This window comes from Actinoplanes sp. NPDC049802 (assembly GCF_040656595.1).
In the GTDB taxonomy this organism is placed as follows: Bacteria; Actinomycetota; Actinomycetes; order Mycobacteriales; family Micromonosporaceae; genus Actinoplanes.
The window spans coordinates 170,383-190,304 of record NZ_JBFAMR010000007.1; the positions used below are offsets into that span (position 1 = coordinate 170,383).

At 71.0% G+C, this 19,922-nt stretch carries 17 protein-coding genes; 5 read left to right on the forward strand and 12 right to left on the reverse strand.

Going from position 1 to position 19,922, the window contains the following annotated elements; translation table 11 throughout:
• Nucleotides 1-12 precede the first annotated feature (12 nt).
• On the forward strand, nt 13-657 hold the full coding sequence (locus tag AB0I88_RS07730; RefSeq protein WP_361019844.1) for a response regulator transcription factor: 645 nt from the start codon (nt 13-15) through the stop codon (nt 655-657).
• Between the two features lie 71 nt (nt 658-728).
• Nucleotides 729-2,927 carry an MMPL family transporter gene (locus AB0I88_RS07735; protein WP_361019846.1) on the forward strand — a complete coding sequence of 733 codons (2,199 nt, stop codon included), beginning with the start codon at nt 729-731 and terminating at the stop codon, nt 2,925-2,927.
• Here AB0I88_RS07735 and AB0I88_RS07740 read toward each other — a convergent pair.
• The 11 genes from AB0I88_RS07740 to AB0I88_RS07790 all read right to left on the reverse strand — a co-directional run bounded on the left by AB0I88_RS07740 (nt 2,920) and on the right by AB0I88_RS07790 (nt 15,105).
• A complete protein-coding gene (locus AB0I88_RS07740; protein ID WP_361019849.1) occupies nt 2,920-3,279 on the reverse strand; it encodes a CrcB family protein in 360 nt (119 codons plus the stop codon). The two genes, AB0I88_RS07735 and AB0I88_RS07740, sit on opposite strands and share 8 nt — an antisense overlap.
• Entirely contained in the window at nt 3,276-3,620 is a 345-nt protein-coding gene (locus tag AB0I88_RS07745) for a CrcB family protein (protein ID WP_361019852.1), read from the reverse strand. Before AB0I88_RS07745 ends, AB0I88_RS07740 begins: the two co-directional genes overlap by 4 nt.
• 156 nt (nt 3,621-3,776) lie before the next feature.
• A complete protein-coding gene (locus tag AB0I88_RS07750; protein ID WP_361019856.1) occupies nt 3,777-4,856 on the reverse strand; it encodes a hypothetical protein in 1,080 nt (359 codons plus the stop codon).
• A gap of 145 nt (nt 4,857-5,001) precedes the next feature.
• Nucleotides 5,002-6,582: a sulfatase gene (locus AB0I88_RS07755; RefSeq protein ID WP_361019859.1), complete on the reverse strand. Its 1,581-nt coding sequence runs from the start codon at nt 6,580-6,582 to the stop codon at nt 5,002-5,004.
• 78 nt (nt 6,583-6,660) lie between these two features.
• Entirely contained in the window at nt 6,661-7,647 is a 987-nt protein-coding gene (locus tag AB0I88_RS07760; RefSeq protein WP_361019862.1) for a hypothetical protein, read from the reverse strand.
• Entirely contained in the window at nt 7,644-8,597 is a 954-nt protein-coding gene (locus tag AB0I88_RS07765) for a hypothetical protein (RefSeq protein WP_361019865.1), read from the reverse strand. Before AB0I88_RS07765 ends, AB0I88_RS07760 begins: the two co-directional genes overlap by 4 nt.
• Entirely contained in the window at nt 8,594-10,150 is a 1,557-nt protein-coding gene (locus AB0I88_RS07770) for a hypothetical protein (protein ID WP_361019868.1), read from the reverse strand. The genes AB0I88_RS07765 and AB0I88_RS07770 overlap by 4 nt, the downstream gene beginning before the upstream one ends.
• Before the next feature lies 1 nt (nt 10,151).
• On the reverse strand, nt 10,152-11,168 hold the full coding sequence (pseI, locus tag AB0I88_RS07775; protein ID WP_361019871.1) for a pseudaminic acid synthase: 1,017 nt from the start codon (nt 11,166-11,168) through the stop codon (nt 10,152-10,154).
• On the reverse strand, nt 11,165-11,614 hold the full coding sequence (locus tag AB0I88_RS07780; RefSeq protein ID WP_361019873.1) for a GNAT family N-acetyltransferase: 450 nt from the start codon (nt 11,612-11,614) through the stop codon (nt 11,165-11,167). The genes pseI and AB0I88_RS07780 overlap by 4 nt, the downstream gene beginning before the upstream one ends.
• Before the next feature lie 4 nt (nt 11,615-11,618).
• Entirely contained in the window at nt 11,619-12,680 is a 1,062-nt protein-coding gene (locus AB0I88_RS07785; protein ID WP_361019876.1) for a glycosyltransferase, read from the reverse strand.
• A gap of 172 nt (nt 12,681-12,852) precedes the next feature.
• Nucleotides 12,853-15,105, reverse strand: coding sequence for an EAL domain-containing protein (locus AB0I88_RS07790; RefSeq protein WP_361019879.1), 2,253 nt, complete (start codon nt 15,103-15,105; stop codon nt 12,853-12,855).
• Between the two features lie 145 nt (nt 15,106-15,250).
• On the opposite strand from AB0I88_RS07790, the gene AB0I88_RS07795 reads away from it, so the two are divergent.
• Nucleotides 15,251-16,828, forward strand: coding sequence for an APC family permease (locus tag AB0I88_RS07795; protein ID WP_361019952.1), 1,578 nt, complete (start codon nt 15,251-15,253; stop codon nt 16,826-16,828).
• Here AB0I88_RS07795 and AB0I88_RS07800 read toward each other — a convergent pair.
• Nucleotides 16,800-17,300 carry a hypothetical protein gene (locus tag AB0I88_RS07800; RefSeq protein WP_361019882.1) on the reverse strand — a complete coding sequence of 167 codons (501 nt, stop codon included), beginning with the start codon at nt 17,298-17,300 and terminating at the stop codon, nt 16,800-16,802. The two genes, AB0I88_RS07795 and AB0I88_RS07800, sit on opposite strands and share 29 nt — an antisense overlap.
• Before the next feature lie 211 nt (nt 17,301-17,511).
• On the opposite strand from AB0I88_RS07800, the gene AB0I88_RS07805 reads away from it, so the two are divergent.
• On the forward strand, nt 17,512-19,089 hold the full coding sequence (locus AB0I88_RS07805; RefSeq protein WP_361019885.1) for an alpha/beta hydrolase: 1,578 nt from the start codon (nt 17,512-17,514) through the stop codon (nt 19,087-19,089).
• Nucleotides 19,090-19,333: 244 nt separating this feature from the next.
• Entirely contained in the window at nt 19,334-19,921 is a 588-nt protein-coding gene (locus AB0I88_RS07810) for a TMEM165/GDT1 family protein (RefSeq protein ID WP_361019954.1), read from the forward strand.
• Nucleotide 19,922: the final 1 nt, after the last annotated feature.

Genomic DNA, 19,922 nt, shown 5'->3' on the forward strand with positions numbered 1-19,922 from the left:
CAGCATGGCGGCATGCGAGTGGTGATTGCCGACGATGCCGTGCTGTTGAGGGAAGGCCTGATCCGCCTGGTCGAGGAGAACGGTCACACCGTCGTCTCGGCCGTCGGCGACGGGCCTTCCCTCGTCGAGTCGATCAAGCAGCATCGTCCGGACGTCTCCATCGTGGACGTCCGGATGCCGCCGTCGCACACCGACGAGGGGCTGCGCGCCGCCGTCGAGGCCCGGACCGCGGTGCCGGGCAGCCCGATCCTGGTCCTCTCGCAGTACGTCGAGGTCTCGTACGCCGACGATCTTCTGGCCGACCGCCGTGGCGCGGTCGGTTATCTGCTGAAGGACCGGGTCGCCCTGGTGGGCGACTTCCTGGACGCGCTGGGTCGGGTGGCCGACGGCGGCACGGTCCTGGACCCGGAGGTGGTGGGCCAGCTCCTGGTGCGGCGCCGGCGCGACGACCCGATGCGCAGCCTCACCCCACGCGAGCGGGAGGTGCTGGGCCTGATGGCCGAGGGGCTGTCGAACGCCGCGATCGCCCGCAAGATGGTGGTCACCGACGGCGCGGTGGAGAAGCACGTCCGCAACATCTTCACGAAGCTCGGCCTGCACCAGGACGAGGAGCAGCACCGGAGGGTCCTGGCGGTGCTGGCCTACCTCCAGGCGTAGGGCTAGCCCTACCCCGGATCCGGGTGCTCGCCTGATCGTTCGGCCACCTCGGATTCCATAGCGTTTTCCCCATGGAGAACAGGGAAAACGTCAAGGGCATCGCGGCTCGTGCCGCGATCTGGAGCGCCCGCCATCGGGCGCTCGCGATATTCGGCTGGATCGCCTTCGTGGCCGCGACCGTCGTTCTCAGCGCCATGATCGGCACCAGTCAGGCGGACGAGGGCACCGCCGGGCACGGGGACTCCGGTGACGCCGACCGGATCGTCGCGGCCGCCGGGTTCCCGGAGCAGCCGGCCGGTGAGATGGTGCTGATCCAGAACCGGGCCGAGTCGAACCGGACGGCGGCCACCGCCGAGATCACCCGGATTCTTGGTTCGACCACCGGCGTCTCCGAGGTGCAGGAGCCGATCCAGTCGGCGGACGGCCGGTCGACGCTCGTCACCTTCACCATCGCCGGTGATCCGGAGACCGCCGCGGAGCGTGTCGATCCCGCTCTGGACGCGGTGGCGCGGGTGCAGAGCGACCATCCCGGCCTCTACATCGCCGAGGCCGGCTCGGCGAGCGCCGACCAGCTGGTCAGCGAGGAGCTGGAGGGCGGCCTGAACCGTCTGGGGATGCTCTCCATCCCGGTCACGCTGGGCATCCTGCTGGTGGCCTTCGGCGCGGTGGTCGCCTCGTTCCTCCCGGTGCTGCTGGCGATCATGTCGGTGGTCGCCGCGATCGGCCTGATGGCCGCGGCGAGCCGGTACGCCCCCGCCGTCGACGAGACGACGCACGTCATGCTCCTGATCGGCCTGGCCGTCGGCGTCGACTACTGCCTGTTCTACATCCGCCGGGAACGCGACGAGCGCCGCCGGGGAGCCGATCCGCACCGGGCACTGATGATCGCGGCACAGACGTCGGGCCGCTCGATCTGGGTCTCCGGTCTGACCGTCATGATCGCCATGGCCGGCATGTTCTTCACCCAGGACGTCGTCTTCGTCAGCTTCGCCACCGGCACGATCCTGGTGGTGGCCACGGCCGTGCTCGGTTCGCTGACCGTGCTGCCCGCCCTGCTGTCCGCCCTGGGCGACCGGGTCGACGCCATCAAGATCCCCGGCCTGTACCGCCGGAGCAGCGACGGCCGCATCTGGAACGGACTGCTCAAGGTCGTTCTCGCGAAGCCGCTGGTCTCCGCGATCGTCGCCGTCGCCGCGCTCGGTGCGCTGGCCTACCCCGCTCTCGACCTGAAGACCCGGGGCCAGGCCATTCAGGACATCTCGCCGGACGCCCCGGTCGTGCAGACGTTCCTCGCCATCGGTCAGGCGTTCCCCAGCAAGACCACCCCGGCGCAGATCGTGGTCGAGGACGACTCGGTCGAGACCCCCGAGTTCGAGAAGGCGCTGGCCGGGCTCAAGGCGGCGATCCAGGCCAGCGACGGCAAACTGGTCGAGCCGGTCGGTGTCGAGGTCAACCCGGCCGGGACCGTCGCGGTCGTCTCGGTCGGCCTGGCCGGCAAGGAGAGCGACAGCGTCGCCGTCGACGCGCTGAACCTGCTGCGCGACCGGGTCGTGCCGGACACCTTCGGCCGGATCGACGGCGCCACGGCGCTCGTCACCGGCTCCACCGCCGGCGGCGTCGACTACAACGAACAGTTGGACAAGACGCTGCCGCTGGTGTTCGCGTTCGTTCTGGGGCTGGCGTTCATCCTGCTGCTGGTGTCGTTCCGGTCGGTGGTGGTCGCGGTCACCGGATTGCTGCTCAACCTGCTGTCGGTCGCGGCCGCCTACGGCATGCTCGTCTACGTCTTCCAGTACGGGCACTTCGAGGAGCAGCTCGGCTTCGTCTCCGGCGGCGGTATCACCAACTGGATCCCGATGTTCCTCTTCGTGATCCTGTTCGGGTTGTCGATGGACTACCACGTCTTCGTGGTCAGCCGGATCCGCGAGGGCCACGACCGCGGCCTGTCGACGCGGGAGGCGGTCCGCGAGGGCATCGGCCGGACCGCCGGTGTGATCACCAGCGCGGCCGTGGTGATGGTCGCGGTGTTCGCCCTCTTCGCCACCCTGCCGCTGACCGCCACCAAGGAGCTGGGCGTCGGCCTGGCCGCCGCGGTCCTGCTGGACGCCACGATCATCCGGGCGGTGCTGCTGCCCTCGGTGATGACACTGCTCGGCCGGTCGAACTGGTGGCTGCCGAGCTGGCTGGGCTGGCTGCCGGAGGTGGCCCACGAGCCGCCCGCGGAGCCGGACGAGCCCCGCGTCGAGCGGGAGCTCGTCCCGGTCAGCTGACCGCCTGAGCGAGGGCGCCGCCGATCCCGGCGGCGCCCGTTCCGGCCGTGATGCTGAGCAGCGCGTACCCGGCCGCCGCGGCGATCTCGGAGCGCCGGGTCAGGGACAGGATCTCCCAGCTGAAGGTCGAGCAGGTGGTGAGTGCCCCGCAGAACCCGGTGCCGAGCAGCGCGACCGTGCCGGCCGGCAGTGGCAGCCCGAGCAGCAGCCCGAGCAGGAACGAACCGGCGACGTTGACGGTGAGGGTGCCCCAGGGCAGGGCGTCCCCGAACCGGGCCCGCATCACCCGGTCGGTCAGGTAGCGCAGCGGAGCGCCGACCGCGGCGCCGAGAGCCACCAGCAGGACCGTCATCGCGCCAGGGCGCTTCCGGCGGCGACCGCGGCGACCGCGCCGGCGACGGTGGCCGCCAGATAGGCCAGGCCCGCGTGGGACACCTCGACGATCGCCGTGGAGAAGGTGGTGTACCCGCCGAGGAGACCGGCGCCGAGGAACAGCCGGGGCAGGCGCCGCTGGACCCGGGTGTAGAGAACACCGATCAGGAAGCAGCCGGTCACGTTGACCAGCCAGGTGGACCAGGGGAAACCGTGCGGGGCGGTCGGCCAGGCGGTGGCGATGCCGTAGCGGGCCAGGGCGCCGAGCGCGCCTCCGGCGGAGACGGTGGCCAGTGCGGCGCGGTCGACGTCGAGGTCCATGATCAGCGACGTTAGCCGACACGGCGGGTGGTGGCCGGGGGGACGTGGCGGCGTCCACCCCGGCCGGTTACGGGCACTGCTCGCAGGCGAGCGCGCCCGTCGATCCACTGTAGATCAAGATCTTGGGAAGGCGGCGGGCGGGCTCGGGAGCATTGATCACACCCGGCCGATGGGCAGGCGCCGCCGGACCCGCTTCTTGATCCGGGCCAGCATGTCGCCACGGCTCAACTCGGCCTGCCGGTGCAGTTCGTCGGCGTACCCGAGCAGTTGGATGATGGTCTCCACGGCGAGGTCCATCATCTGTTTCTCGGTGATCTGGTCGAAGGAGACGCCCTCGGTCATGTCGGCCGGACGCAACTCGCCGAGGTCGCCGACGATATGGCACGGGTATTCCTGGAGTTCCTTGATCCGCTCCTCGGTGAGGTCCGAGATCCATTTCGCGCGATTCATGCCGATGGTGAATCTCAAATCGTTCTTCGAGCTTTTCAGCACCGGATTGATCAGGTGCCGCTGAACCACTCTCCGGTACGGCATCCGGTGTGGGTGCCGGTCGCCGAGAGCGCGGTTGACGCGGCGGAGCAGCTCGATCTCGGCGGCGCCGAGGGACGGGTTCGCGGACTGTTCGCCGATCTCGCAGAGCCCGTCCGGAATGCCGACGACACCGGCGAACCGTTCCCAGAGCAGCAGCTCCGGCGAGCCGGGTGGCGGCATCGTGATCAGGTGCCGGCGCTCCGGCGGCACCAGGTCGCCCCAGCGCAGCAGCATCCGGTTCGCGGTGTGGTTCCAGAAGGCGTCGTGCCGGCCCTCCTCGATGGCGCGCAGGAACTCCTCGAAGCTCCAGAGGCTGCGGGAACGGATGCTCTCCTGCCACATCGACGGCAGGGTCCGCCACAGGTCACGGCCCACCACGATGATGTGCACCTCGGCGGGACGCAGGCTCGCCACCGCGCGGGCGGCCTGCTCGGCGGTGGCCCCGCCCAGCCCCTCGTTCGTGATGATCACGTCGCCCGCCCACCGGTGGAGGGGCTCCACCAGCTGGTCCCAGGTGCACCGGCCGTCCGGGTCGCGCCACGGCGCCTGGCGCAGGTCGGCCATCGCGTCGTCCTGCTCCTTGCGGCCGGCGGGCAGCAGGAATCCGGCGCGCTTGAGTGATTCCCTGTTGTCCCACAGCACATTCTGTACGAATGTGCTGCCGGTCTTCGGTGCGCCGACATGAAGGAATACTCGTCTGCTCATTTCCGTCTTTCCCCTGCGCCGGCCCTCGCCGAACCGATGTGGGGAACCAGCGTGGCACACGGACGGTACGGATCAACGCACGTATTTGATCAGTAGTTTAATTTCGTGCGAACACGGCGAGAATTCGAATACCGCGCCGTCGGTCTCACGGTGACCGGCCCGGTGGCGGCGGAGCCGCTTCGATGATCCGGCCGGCCTCGGCGCACGGATCGGCCCCGGCGCAGGTCGCCAGAGCCCGCAGGGCCCCGTGCAGCACGGCGAGATGTTCGGGGTCGAGGCCGCCGGCCAGGTTCAGCAACTGGTCCGGGTCCGAGCGACGGTCGTAGTACTCGCGGCTGCCGTCGACGTACTCGACGTAGGTGAACGTGGCGGTTCGCAGCGCGTCGTAGGACGGCGGGATGTTCTCGGACTCGCGGTTGTAGTCCGGGTCGGCCGGGTCGGTGGCCGGATCGCTGTGCTCGATCAGGGCCGCTGTCCGCCAGCCGGCCGGTGTGGTTCCGGCGAGCAGGGGCTTGAGGCTGCGGCCGTCCACCTCGGGCGGAGCCGTGACGCCGGCCAGGTCGGCGAAGGTCGGGCGCAGATCGATGTTCTCGGCCGGCGCGCTGACGACGTGCCCCACCTTCACGCCGGGTCCGGCCGCGACCAGTGGGACCGTGATGTCGGTCTCGAAGGCCGTCATCTTGCCGGGATTCAGGCGATATTCGCCCATGTGGTAACCGTTGTCGGAGCTGAAGACGACGACGGTGTCATCCGCGACGCCGGCCTCGGTGAGGGTGTTCCGCAAGTCACCGAGCATCCGGTCGACGGCCTGGACCGACTGCACCCGGCGGCGGAAGCCCTGGTCCATGTGCTCGATCTGCGCCGCGGTGAGCGCCGAATGCGGCGCCAGCCACGGCGGGGCGTTCGTGGGGACCCGGCCGTAGGCGGCGGTGCGCGGCGCCTTCAACCCGGGGAACGACCCCACGTCCCGTGGCGCCGGCACGTACGGCAGATGCGGCATGTAGGTCGAGATCTCCACCATGAACGGCTGTTTCGCGGCGGCCGATCCGGTGATGAAGTCCCGTGCCTTCGCGGAGAGCACATCCGTGAGGTAGTCCTGGGGACGGCTGCCGTACCTGCGGACCGTGCCGTTCTCGTTCAGCGCGTAGTCGAAGCCGTCGTACGCGTCGCCGCCCGCGGCCCACTCCGTCCAGCCCGGCGGCACATGCGGCTTCTTCGAGCCGCCGACCGTGACGCCCGGCCAGTACTCGTTGAGGTACTTGCCGTAGAACGCGGTCCGGTAGCCGGCCTTGCTCAGGTCGGTGGCGAAGGTCGACTTCTCCTCGCCGCGGCGCTGGAAGAGCCGGAAGCCGCCGTCCGAGCCGTTGTTCTTCACGATGCCGGTGTTGTGCGGGTACCGGCCGGTGAGGATCGAGGCCCGGGACGGGCAGCAGAGCGAATCGGTGACCGTGTAGTTCGAGAACGTGGTGCCGTCCTTCTGGAGCGCGAGGACGTTCGGCATGTACGGCACCAGGTTGCCGGACAGGTCGTCGGTGAGGAGGAAGACGATGTTCGGCCGCGCCACCGGAGCCGACTCCGGCGACGGCACGTGCGAGGGCGCCGGCGCGACGGACCCGGCAGGTGAGGCGGCCGTGGGCCCGGGCGGCTCCGGGGCGGTGCAACCGGTCGCGACCAGCAGAGCGGCGAGAACGGCCGCGTGGGCGAGGTGTCGAGGGAGAGTGGGCATAGACCGCCGGACGGTAGTCGGCGCAGTCGTCCCCACGGCGTCCAGAAGATGACCTCCCGGTGTCGGCCGGACGCGGTTTCAGAAGCCGCTGAGCCGGCAGTGATCGGCCGCGCCGGTGGTGAGCCGGACGTCGCGCAACTCGACGCCGCTCGCCCGTTCGAAGAGCACCGGCGACCAGGTGTCCGCGGACCCGGCGCCGGTGAGCCGGCAGTCCCGGATCACCGCGTCCCGGTAGGCCAGCACACTCACCACCCCGTCCACCTCGCTGCGCCCCCAGCCGGCGACGCGTACCGCGTAGAGCGGGCCGTGCCATCGGACGCACACGTCCGCGATCTCGATCCGGGCGCCGATGTCCGGCGACGACACGAACCGGTCGGTGTTGTCCCCGGGCAACAGCCGGAAACCCATCTCCACGTCGCGCAGACACGCGCCGAGCAGGCGTACGTCGTGCACCGAACTCAGGTAGAAGCCCTCGATCGCGTCGCGTACCCGCAGGTCGGTGACGGTGAGCCGGTTCGGGTGGAAGGTGGGGCCGGTGATCGACGAGACGTCCGTGCCGGCCGCGCCCCAGTGCACCGCCACGCCGGTGTATCCGCCCGTGACGGTGACGTCGTGCAGGGTCGTGTCCCGGACCGCGCCCATCACCGCGATCCCGTTCGCGGTACGCAGTTCACCGTGGTCCACGCGCACCCGCCGTACGTCGACGCTCTCGACCCAGGAGGGGGCGTCCCGGTAGAGGTACTCGCCGATGGTGAGGCCGGTGCCCCGGTCGCCGCCGTGCTCGCCCGGATCCGACGGCGCCGGGCACAGTGCCAGGTCGCTGATCGAGACGCCGGAGCCGAGCACGTGCAGCACCGGGTGGCCGGTCCGTTCCAGGGCGACCAGCGACGTGCCGTCCGGCGAGACGCCACGGATCGTCCATCCCTCCGGAACCCGCAGACCGTCGGCGAGCACATGCCGCCCGGGTGGCAGCTCCAGTTTGCCGCCCGGCCGGCTGTCGAGCAGATCCTGCAGCACCCGGTGGTTGTCCACGGCGTCGTCGCCGAGGAGCGGTCGATGTGTCATGCCGGTTCCACCGGTGTGAGACGCCAGGAGAGGGTGGGCTGCGGCTTCGCGGACCCGAGCAGTACCGGACGGGTCACCGGCCCGGTGAGGCGCACCCGCGTCTCGTCGTCGTGCCGGGTCGTCTCCACCGGCACCGGCTCGCCGGTGATCAGGTCGGCGGCGACCACCTCCTCGACGGCGCCCGGGTGGGAGGGCAGGGCGCGCACGGCCGCGCGCCGGGCGGCCCGGGCGACCTTGAAGACGGCCCGGGCCGGTTTCTGCCGGGTCACCCGGTTGCGCGGCGAGAGCGGTAGCGGTGGCGCCGACGGCACGGCCGCCGTGACGATCCGGTACGCCGTCGGCGCCCCCGGCTGGATGACCGTGAAGTCGCACCCGGTGGCCCCGGACGGGCCGGTGGTGCGGGTGGGGGCGGTCTGTTCGCGTACCTCGATGCGGTTGATCCGCAGGCCGATCGCGGAGCGGGCACAGAGGCGCCCGGCGGCCCACGACGGATGTGCCGTCTCCGCGATCTCGACCAGGAGCAGGCCGTCGTCGCGCATCTCGCCGGCGGTCAGGTCGAAGGAGAGCGTCGCCTCGGCACTCGCCGCGCCGCGCCAGCCCTGCCGCCGGGCCAGCACCGCGCCGCCGTGGATGCGGCCCTGGGCCCGCACCGCCACCAGCCGGGGCAGTTCCGCGGCGAGCCGGGAGGGGCGGACCCGGTCGGCCCACCAGCGGGTGGCGACGTCGTCGAGGCCGATCGAGACGGCGACGCGTACCGGGCCCCCACCGCCGTGGATCTTGAGTGCGATCGCGCCGAAGTCGCCGACGACCCGGCCGACGATGCCGTTGCCGCGGACCATCTGGTCGAGGATCGTCACCGCCGGGTTCATGCCGCTGGACAGCGTCAGGGGCAGGCCGGCGGGAAGCGCGGGCTCGTCGTAGTCGGTGCGGAACCAGGTGCCGACGCTCATGACAGATCGGTCCGGGTGAGCATCGGCTCGCGCCGGGTCCACATCCGCTCGACCGTCTCGAACAGCGGGTCGGCGTCGCTCTCGATGTGCCGGAACGTGGCACGCATCGTTTTGAGCAGGGTGTTCGCCGGCCACACCTCCCACTGTGGCACCTGTGGGGTGACCACGTCCGAGCCGCTGCGGTAGAGCCACAGCCACAGCCGGGCCCGCTGCACCTGTTCCTCGGTGATGAGAGTGACGCCGTCCTGAATCGCCTTGATGCTCTCGTCGAGCGTCTTGAAGTACCCCTCGGTGGAGTCGACGACGGTGGAGAGACCGCACGAGCTCCACTCCGACCAGCCCGCCTGGATCACCGGGATGCCGTACGCCGGCAGTTCGTTGCTGACGCTGCCGCGAACCGTCACACCCAGGTCGGTGAGGCTCCACAGAGCGTTCTTGCTGAGCGCGGTGCTGGGCTGGAAGATCAGGTGCCGCGCGCCGTGGTGCCGCTTCGCCACCGAGCCGAAGAAGCCGGTCGAGTCGTAGAGCGCCTGGCTCGGATGGTCCAGGAACAGCCACTGGGCGCTGTCGTGTTCGGCGGCCCAGGCCGCCGTGCCGGCGAACCAGTCCGCCAGGGTCGGGAAGAGTTCCCGGTTGGTGCCGAGCGCGTCGGAGACGGCGTGATTGAAGACCGCCACGATCGGCCGCTCGGGGTCGAGGCCGAACCGGGCCGCGGCGTGGGTGCGCAGCACCGCCCGCTCGGCCGGATTGTTCAGGTCCACGGAGGCGGTCGTCCCACCCCGCCACCAGCTCGGCCGGCCCAGGTTCACCTTGGCGCGCCACGCGATCAGCTCGGTCACCGGGCGCAGCTTGTCGCGGCGCGGCCAGACGCGGCTCTCGAACATGTCGCCGATCTGCCGGGTGAGCTCCTCACGGAACGTGCCGGCGCCGGTGTCGTGCTCGGGGAACAGGGCGTACGCCTTGAGACAGCCGGTCTGCTGGGTGTGGATCACCGGCACGCTCCGCCGCCGCGCCACCTCCACGGCCAGGCCCCACTGGTCGTAGTCGACGTGGCTGGTGACGAGCGCCACCACGTTGCGGCGGAACTGGTCCTCGTAGAACGCGGCCAGGCCGTCGCCGTACCGCTGCCGTTCCGCGGCCGGCCGCTCCGGAAGCGCCGGCAGTTTCGCCAGCCGGGCGTCGGTAGCGGCGACGTACGCGGAGACGTCGAACGACGGCTTGCGGTCCGACTTGCGCACGATGTCCCAGACGTCGATCGTCTCCGCGGCGCCGTACGCGGTGGCCAGCTCCCGCACCAGCGAGACGTCGAAGCCCTTCCACAGGGTCCGGCGCCACGCCTCCTCCACACCGGTGAAGACGACCAGCCGGGCCGGGCGGATCCGGCGGATCGCGTTGGCCACCGCGAGGTTGCGCAGGGTGACCCGGACGTCCTGGTGGAAGGCCTCCACCAGGATCACGGCGTCGTCGTCGGCCGGCGGCAGGTTCTTCTGCCAGAACACCTCGGCCGCGGTGCGGAACTGCTTCCATTCCTGCTTGTCAGCTTTGAGCCACACGTCAGATCAGATCCCAGGTGAGCGGTGTTCCCTTGGCGGTGTCGGAACGGAACACACGGCCCAGCACGGTGCCGATCAGTTCCGGTTCCAGGCCGCCGGTGGGGCGGATGGAGCGTACGTTCTCCTCGGTCACCGGGTCGCCCGCGCGCACGTCGGTGACCACGTAGAGGGAGCGCCGGAACCGCAGGCTCTCCTTCTCCGCCTCGGTCGGGCCGATGGCGGTGGTGCCGAGCGCCCGCCAGGCCCGCTCCGACTCGGTGACCAGCAGCCGCAGCTCGGCCCGGTCGAGGGAGAACGCCGAGTCGACGCCGCCGTCGGCCCGGTCCAGGGTGAAGTGCTTCTCGATCAGCACGGCGCCGTACGCCACCGCGGCGATCGGCACCCCGATGCCCATGGTGTGGTCGCTCAGCCCGATCGGCAGCCGCAGCGCCTCGGCGAGCACCGGGATGCGCCGCAGGTTGGTCTCCTCGGGCGGTGCCGGGTAGGAGGCGGTGCAGCTCAGCACGGTGACGTCGGTGGCGCCGGCGCCCTGGGCGGCCTCCACCGCGGCGGTGATCTCGCGCAGCGTCGCCATGCCGGTGGAGATGATGATCGGCTTGCCGGTCGAGGCGGCCAGCCGGATCAGCGGCAGGTCGGTGATCTCCGAGGACGCGATCTTGTACATCGGCGCGTCCAGCTTCTCCAGCAGCTCGACCGCGGTCCGGTCGAACGGGCTGGAGAACGCCGTGATGCCCCGCTCCCGGGCCCGCTCGAAGATCGGCGCGTGCCAGTCCCACGGTGTGTGCGCCCGTTCGAAGAGCTGGTACAGGTAGTCGCCGCCCCACAGGTCGTGACCCGCGGAGATCTGGAATCGCGGGTGCTTGACGTCCACGGTCATGGTGTCCGCGGTGTACGTCTGGATCTTTATGGCGTCGGCGCCCGCGTCGGCCGCGGCGTCCACCAGCGCGAGCGCGCGGTCCAGGGAGCCGTTGTGGTTGCCCGACATCTCCGCGACGATGTACGGCTTTCGGTTGCTCATCTCGTTCTCTCCGTCCAGACGACCGTCTTCGGCACGCCGTCGACCAGCCGTTCGTATCTGCGCGTCTCGCGGAAGCCGAATCTGCGGTGCAGTGCGAGGACCTGCTTGTTGTCGGCGAGCGTCTCGCCACCGAGGGTGTCGAGGCCGAGGGTGCCGAAGGCGTACTCGACGGCCTCTTTCTCCAGCCGCATCCAGGCGGGCAGGAGGCGCGGGCCGAGCCCCGCGACGTCGAGGTAGAACGACCAGGTGGAGCCGTCGAAGATCACCACTCCGGCCGGTACGCCGTCCTCCTCGTAGATCAGGACGTCACCGCCGCGTCTCGCCCACCAGGCGGCGTGCTCGGCGGGCTGGATCTCGTGCGTGGTCAGGCTGACCGCGCGTACCGATGGGTGGTTGCGCCAGGGCAGGACCAGGTCGCGGTCGGTCTCACGGGCGGGTCGTAGCACGCCGTCAACGTAGGGACGTGGTCTGGACCGGTCGTGGCGGTGCGGGGAGATCCTGGGAAACCGCAGGTGTCCGTTCGGTGGACCGGCGGCGCAGGCCGGCCACCCGGTAGCCGGTGCGCAGGGCGGCGTACATGGTGTAGCTGTTCGCCGCGACGAGCCGGTGCTTGAGGCCCGGGGTACCGGCCGGCGGCAGGTAGCCGGCCGGGCGGTGCCGCCGGTACAGCGCCGCGATCCGCCGGAAGTAGGCGCGACGGCGCGACGGGTGCACCCGGCTCTCGTTCCCGGCGACCACCAGCAGGTGGCTGATCATCAGGCTGAACAGGCGGACTCTCAGCGCGGGCGCCGCACCCGTCTCGGCGAGCCAGGCGTGCAGCCGGTCCCACTGCTCGAAGGCCTCGAAGTGCCGGTCGCTGCGGGTCGCCGTGATCGCGCCGAACCGCCCGACCCGATAGTGGTAGCAGACCCGGTTCAGCACGTCGAGGCGCTCGGCGGCGATCAGGACCGGATTGCTGAACGGGACGTCCTCGTACCATCCGGCCGGGAAACGCAGCTCGTGCTTGGCCAGGAACTCCCGGCGCAGGACCCGGTTCCAGGCGGTGTGCTGCACGCCGAGCAGGCGCTCCAGGTCCACCGGCCCGGCCAGCAGCGGCGAGCTGGCGTCGGTCTGCAACCGGCCGTTCTCGTGCACCCGCAGGTGGTCGAGGAGCAGCACGTCCGGCTCGGTCTCGCGCAGGCGCTCCAGCACGGCGCGGACCGAACCGGCCGGCAGCCAGTCGTCGCTGTCCACGAACCACACGTACTCGCCGCGTGCCTCGGCCAGCCCGGCGTTGCGCGCCAGGCCCAGCCCGACGTTGCCGGGCAGGTGGATCACCCGCAGGTCACCGTGCCGGGCGGCGTAGCCGTCCAGCATCGCGCCGCAGGCGTCCGGCGAGGCGTCGTCCACGGCGATCACCTCGACGGCTGCGTTCTCCTCCGCGGTCAGGCCGGCGCGGATGGATTCGAGACACTGGTAGAGGTAGCCCTCGACCGCGTAGACCGGCACTACGACGGTCAGCAGAACATCCATGCCGACAACCGTCTGCCCCGAAGTTGACGCGCAGGGGAACACCGGTTGGCCGGTCGCTACAAACCAGCCAACAAACCTTTACCAGTACGCCGGACGTGTACCCGCCGTGGAGGACCCGCGAGCCACTGCCCAGGCACGCCCGGCGGCGCGCCCGCCGGGCTGAGCGTGCGGGTCAGGCCGGCGACGGGAACAGCAGCTCCTGCATGGCGTCGGTGGTCAGCGGTTCGGCGAAGTAGTAGCCCTGGCCGAGTTCACAGTTGCCGTCCGTCAGTTCGCTGAGCTGGCCGGCGTCCTCGATGCCCTCGGCGACCGTGGACAGCTGGAGCGCCTGGCCCAGCTGGATGATGCCGTGGGTGAGCGCCGCCGCGGCCGGCACGTCGCCGACGTCGTCCACGAACGACTTGTCGATCTTGATGATGTCGACCGGGAAGCGCCGCAGGTAGGCGAGCGACGAGTAACCGGTGCCGAAGTCGTCGATCGCCAGGCGTACCCCGAGGGCTTTGATCGTCTGGAGCCGTTGCAGAGTCTCCGGGCGATGATCCACCAGCAGCGACTCGGTCAGCTCGATGATCAGGCTGCCGGCGAGCAGCCCGCTGTCGGCCAGCGCCGACTCCACCAGGCCGGGCAGGTCGGCCCGTTCCAGTTGCACGGCCGACAGGTTCACGCTCACCGTGAGCGGCGTGGAGCCCGGCTCGCGTTGCGCGTTCCACCGGGCCGCCTGCCGGCACGCCTCGCGCAACACCCACTCGCCGATCGGGACGATCATCCCGGTCTCCTCGGCCAGCGGGATGAAGTCCAGCGGCGGGATCATCCCGCGCTCCGGGTGCAGCCAGCGGACCAGCGCCTCCAGGCCGGAGATCTCGCCGGTCCGCAGCCGCACGATCGGCTGGAACCGCAGCTGGAACTCGTGCCGCAGCACGGCCCGGCGCAGGTCGGCCTCCATCTCCAGGTGCCGCTGGAAGGACTCCCGCATGGCCGGTTCGAAGATCGCGTACTGGTCCTTGCCGTTCTTCTTCGCCTCGAACAGGGCCAGGTCGCCGCGGACCATCAGCTCCTGGGCGTCGTCCGTGCCGGTCTCACCGAAGGCGACCCCGATGCTGCACGTCACGAACGTCTCCCGGCCGTCCAGGTCGAACGGCTCGCGCATCGCCGTGACGATCCGCCGGGCCACCGGCACGGCGGCGTCCACGGTGCCGCAGTCCGGCAGGAGTACCGCGAACTCGTCGGCGCCCAGCCGGGCCGCCGTGTCGTCGGTGCGCAGACAGTCGCGCAGCCGGTCGGCGACCAGGGCCAGCAACCGGTCACCGGCCTGGTGCCCGAGAGCGTCATTTATGACCTTGAACCGGTCCAGGCCGATCAGCAGCGCGGCGATCCCGCCGGCACGGTCCGCGCCGAGCGTGTTCTCCAGCCGGGTGACGAACAGCGAACGGCTGGCCAGACCGGTCAGCGCGTCATGGAACGAGGCGTTCATCTCGTGCAGCGCCCGGGCGTCGGTGACGGCCAGGCTGGCGTGTTCGGCGAACGCGGACAGCACCTCCTGAGCGGCCTCGTCCCACTCCCGCGGCTCGGCGTGCGAACCGGCGAACATGGCGCCCACCACGACGCCGTTCTCGTGCACCGGCACCGCCATCACGCTCTTGATCTGCGAGCGCACCAGCTCCGGCACGGCGATCGGCGAGGCCGCGTAGTCGTCCACCGCGACGAGCTCGTCCCCCATGATCGCCAGGCCGACGACACCGAGCGAGGCGATCGGGATGCGTTGCATGCGCGACACCGCCTCGTCGGGGATGCCGGTCCCGGAGATCAGGCTCATCCGGCCCGGGTCGTCGCTCTCCAGCACGGTGAGCCCGGCGATGTCGACGCCGAGCAGTTCGGCGGCGGCCTCGGTGATCCGGCCCAGGATCCGGCTCAGCGGCTCGCGCTGGGCGATCGCCCGCTGCACCGCGCTGAGCTCGTCGAACAGTCGCTGCCGCCGTTGCAGCGAGTCGATGAGGCGGCTGTTCTCCTCGGCCTGCCGGCGCTCCGCCTCGACCAGGTGCAGCGCCTGCAGGCTCAGCTCCAGAACCCGGGCCATGCCGCGGAGCAGGCAGATCTCCTCGTCGGTGAACTCGCCGGAGCGTCGGCCGATCACCAGCATCCCGGGGGACGAGCCGCCCAGCGGGGCCACCGCCAGGTCGTAGCTGACGTCGCCGGCCCGCAGCGTGGACCGGCGACCGACCAGATAGCCGGCGGTCAGCGCGTACACCGGGATCTCCTCGGCCGGCACGCCCACGGCGGCGGCCACCCGGGAGGCGACCGTCAGCACGGCGAGGTCCGCGCCGAGCGCTCGCTGCGCGCATTCGACAGCGGCACGCTGCGCGGCGGCCTCGTCGGGCCGGTCGGCTACGACGGCCAGGAACTCCGTCAGTTGCTGGGTGGCGAGCACATGGATGCAGTCGGCCGGGCTCGGTTGCAGTTGAGGAAAACGCGCATGCCGTTCAGGGTTCGTGCCAACCTGGTCACGAACGGTCAGTGCGCCGATACGTACGGTTGTCAAAGCCGGTGGGGTGCGACTGAATAGATCCGTGGAGATGTCCGAGGAGGATCTTTCGCCGGGATTGGCCCCGGGCCGGGTCGGTGCCGTATCGATCGCCCTTCTCGGGCTCGCCGCGACCGCCCCGATCGTCACCCTCGTCACCGTGGTCCCGGCCGTCCTCGCCGACGGCGCCGGGACGCTCGTGCCCTGGTCGTTCGCCGCGGCCGGGTTCCTGCTCCTGCTGTTCTGCGGCGGCCAGTCCGCGATGATCCGGCGGTTCCCGAGCGCCGGGGCGGCGTACACCCAGGTGGCCCGCGGCCTCGGCCGCCCCGCCGGGCTGGCCGCCGCCTGGCTCGCGATCGCCGGTTACCACGCGGTCCAGTTCGGTCTCTACGCGCTGGCCGGGGTGACCGCCGCCCCACTGCTGCGGAGCTTCCTCGGGATCGCCGCGCCGTGGTGGGCGGTGGCGGCGGCCTGCTGGGCGGTGGTCGCGCTCTGCGGCACCATGCGGATCGAGGTCGCGGCCGGACTGATCGGCCTGTTCGCGGTCGCCCAGGTGGCCGTGCTCGCCGGGATCGGCGCGGCCAACGTGCTCCAGCCGTTCGGCGACCGGGTCACCGCCGGCTCGATCCGGATCACCGACTGGGCGGCGCTCGACCGTCCGGCGCTCGGCCTGCTGCTGGCCGTCGTGGCGCTGACCTTCGTGGGCTTCGAGTCCACCGCGGCCTACGCCGAGGAGGGTTTCCAGCCCCGTCGCAGCGCCGGGACCGGGGGGTACCTCGCCGTGCTGCTGATCGTCCTGCTGCTCGGCGGTCTCTCCTGGACCGTGCTCGTCGCCGCCGGGCCGGACCGGATCGCCGTGGTGGCCGAGGCCCGCGGCGCCGACCTGCTCTTCGACCTGGCCGCCGACCGGCTGGCCCCGTGGGCCGTCACCCTGGGCCGCGTCATGCTGCTGACCGGCGTGCTGGTGGCCGCCCTGGCGCTGCACCAGGTGATCGCCCGCTACCTGTTCGCGCTGGGCCGGGAACGGGTGCTTCCCGCCGTACTGGCAGGTGCCGGTCGCCGGACGGCCGCGCCGCGCGCCGCCTCGGTGACCCAGTCGCTGATCGCGGGTTCGACGCTGGCCGGCGCCTTTCTGGCGGGCGCCGATCCGGGCCCGCGTGCCGCCCGCTGGCTGATCGTCGGCGGCGCCCTGAGCATCCTGCTGGTGCTGCTGCTCGTGGCGGTGGCCGCGTTGCTGCACCTGAACCGGATCCCCGGCGCCGAGGGGGTCTGGGGCCGGTTCGTCGCGCCGGTGTCGTCCACGGTGTTCCTGGCCAGCCTCGCCTTCCTGGCGTTGCGGGACCTGCCGGCCCTGCTCGACATGCCGGCCGGGCATCCGCTGGTGTGGGCCGTTCCGGGCGGTCTGCTGAGTGGTGTGCTGCTGGGCGTCGGTCACGCCCTGCTGTTGCGCGCGCTACGCCCGGTGCGGTACGCCGGGATCGGTCTGGCCGGCGCGGCCGTGGTGATCACACCGCCCGCCCCGGACACCGCGCACGCCGAGCCGGAGGCGCCGACGATCCCCCGGCAGCGTGGCCCCGGCGCGCACCGGCCCGAGCGGGTCCCTAGCCGAAGAAGTCCTGGACCTGGGTGAGTGTCAGGTATCCCTGCGGCTCGAGTTCCCGCGGGATGGACGGCAGGCCCTTGGCGGTGACCGGCACGTCGCCGGCGTCCTCGGGCGGGGCCGACGGGGCGGGCGGCGGCGGCAGGTCCGGCAGGGCCAGCGCCTCCCGGATCAGCTCGAACATGGTGCGCACCTCGGTGGCCGCCCGCTGGACCAGCTCGTCGCGGGCGGTTCCGGCGGGTGGCAGTGCGCAGGTGAAGTTGGCGCGCAGCCGGTTGTCGACGCGACGGATGTCGGCGCTCGGGCGCAGGTGGTCGAGCCGGCCCTCGGTGACGATGCCGAGCTCACAGTCGAGGAAGCCGGACCGGTGCCACCAGTGCTGCCAGCGCGGGTCCGCGTCCAGGGTCTGTACGGCATGCTGCAGCGCCAGCAGATAGAACCGCGGCGCCTGTCCGTCCCGAGTCGCCGTCCCCAACCGTGGGTGGAGCCAGAACTCGTCCATGGTTCGCAATAGTCGCAAACTGGGCGGCCTTCGGGAGGGATTCCGGGGTGGCGCGTCCGAGTTGTTTGCACATCTACGACGGCATATCCGGCGGAATGGATCGCCCCCTTCACCACAAAAAGCACCTTATGAGGTGGCGCTTCGGCGTGGACGGGTGATAGGCGGCCGACCGCCCAGCAGCATTGGGGTGAATCGGACACAAGGGGCTGGTATGAGAAGATTCTGGGCGACCGCCACCGTGGTCGCGCTCGGTGCGGTCGGCGCCACGGTCACAGCGGTACGGGCCGAGACGGCACGCGTCGCGCCGGCGCCGATCACATGGAGCGCCTGCACCGAGGCGACGCTGAAGGCGCAAGGCGCCGAATGCGGATATCTCTCCGTGCCGCTGGACTACGCGAAACCGGACGGCACGAAGATCCAGATCGCCGTCTCACGGATCAGGGCCACCGCGCCCGAACAACAGCGCCAGGGGGTCATCCTGGTCAACCCGGGCGGCCCGGGCGGCGCCGGCCGGGGCATGGCGGCCCTCGGCCAGCACGTGCCGAGACAGGTCGGCACGCGGTACGACTGGATCGGCTTCGACCCGCGCGGTGTGGGCGCCAGCAAACCGGCCCTGACGTGCGACAGCAAGTACTCCGGCTACAACCGGCCGGCCTACGTGCCCACCACTGCGGAGGTGGAGAAGGCCTGGCACGCCCGTACCACCGGCTACGCCGCCGCCTGCGCCAAGGCCGGGGGCGCCCTGCTGGACCACATGTCGACCGAGGACACCGTCCGCGACATCGACAGCATCCGCCAGGCCCTCGCGGTCGAGAAGATCAGCTTCTACGGCTTCTCGTACGGCAGCTACCTGGGCCAGATCTACGCCACCAAGAACCCGGAGCGGGTGCACCGGATGGTCCTGGACGGCGTGGTCGACCCCACCCGGGTCTGGTACCGGTCCAACCTCGACCAGGACATCGCCTTCGACAAAGCGATCAAGGTGTACTTCGCCTGGCTCGCCAAGTACGACTCGGTCTACCACCTGGGCCGGACCGCCGCCGCCGTGGAGAAGCTCTACTACCAGCAGCTCGCCGCGCTGACGGCCGAACCGGCCGGCGTGATCGGCCCGGCCGAGCTGACCGACGTCTTCCTCCAGGCCGGCTACTACGTCTTCGGCTGGCAGGACGTCGCCCGCGCCTTCTCCGACTGGGTCACCAAGAAGGACCCGGCCGGGCTGAAGCGGCTCTACGACGAGGAGCACCCGCAGACCACCGCGGCCGACAACGGGTACGCCGTCTACCTGGCCGTGCAGTGCACCGACGCACCCTGGCCGTCGGGCTGGAAGAAGTGGGCCCGGGACAACTGGAAGACGTACAAGAAGGCGCCGTTCGAGACCTGGGGCAACGCCTGGTACAACGCGCCCTGCCGGCACTGGGCCGGTGACTCCGGCCGCCCGGCCGAGGTGGACGGCGCCAAGGCTCCCCCGGTTCTGTTGATCAGCGAGAGCCTGGACGCGGCCACGCCGTTCTCCGGGGCACTGCGCGCCCGCGACCTCTTCCCCCGGTCGGTCCTGATCGAGGGTGTCGAGGGCACCACCCACGCCGGGTCGCTGTTCGGCAACGCCTGCGTGGACAACACCATCGCCGACTACCTGGCCACCGGCGCGCTGCCCGGCCGGGTCAAGGCGAACCGCGCCGACAAGCAGTGCGAGCCGATCGCGAAGCCGACCCCGCTGGCGGCCGCCGGCAAGAGCGCCGGCACGGTGAACGAGCGCCTGCGGTTGCAGCGGATCATCGCCGGGCGCTGAGCCCTGGTCAGCGGCCCAGTGTTGTTTCACACCGGGCCGCTGACCAGCACATGGGCTATGCTCGACCGCGCGAAGGGGAGTAGCTCCCAATGTCGCGGTCGACATACTGAGCCCGGTTCACCCCGGCTCCGGCCGCGCGGCCTCCGACGAGGCGAGCGAGACCTTCGACCAGGCCGTTTTCATTACGGCCGGGTCGAGGTCGCCCTGCGCCCAGAACCCGGTCGTGTCAACCGGGAGTGAGAAGTTGGAAGCCTTCCTCGCCGCGCTGGGCATCAGCTTCGCGGTCATCTTCGTCGCCGAGCTCGGCGACAAGTCACAGCTCATGGCGATGACGTTCGCCACCCGCTACAAGACCGTTCCGGTGCTGATCGGCATCACCGTGGCGACCGCCGTGGTGCACCTCGTCTCGGTCGGCATCGGCTACGGGCTCGGCGCCGCCCTCCCGACCGGCTGGATCTCGCTGGTCGCCGGTCTCGCGTTCCTCGCCTTCGGCGCCTGGACCCTGCGCGGCGACTCGCTCACCGACGAGGAGAAGAGCAAGGCCGAACGCTCCACCGGATCGGCGATCCTGGCCGTCGGCGGCGCGTTCTTCCTGGCCGAGCTGGGAGACAAGACCATGCTGGCGACCATCACGCTGGCCACCCAGCACGGCTGGGCCGGCACCTGGATCGGCTCCACGATCGGCATGGTCGCGGCCGACGCCCTGGCCATTCTGGTCGGCCGTTACCTCGGGCGGCATCTACCCGAAAAGGTCATCAAGTATGGAGCCGCCGCACTCTTCGCTATCTTCGGCATCTGGTTGATCACCGAAGGCGTGATCGAGTTGCGATAGG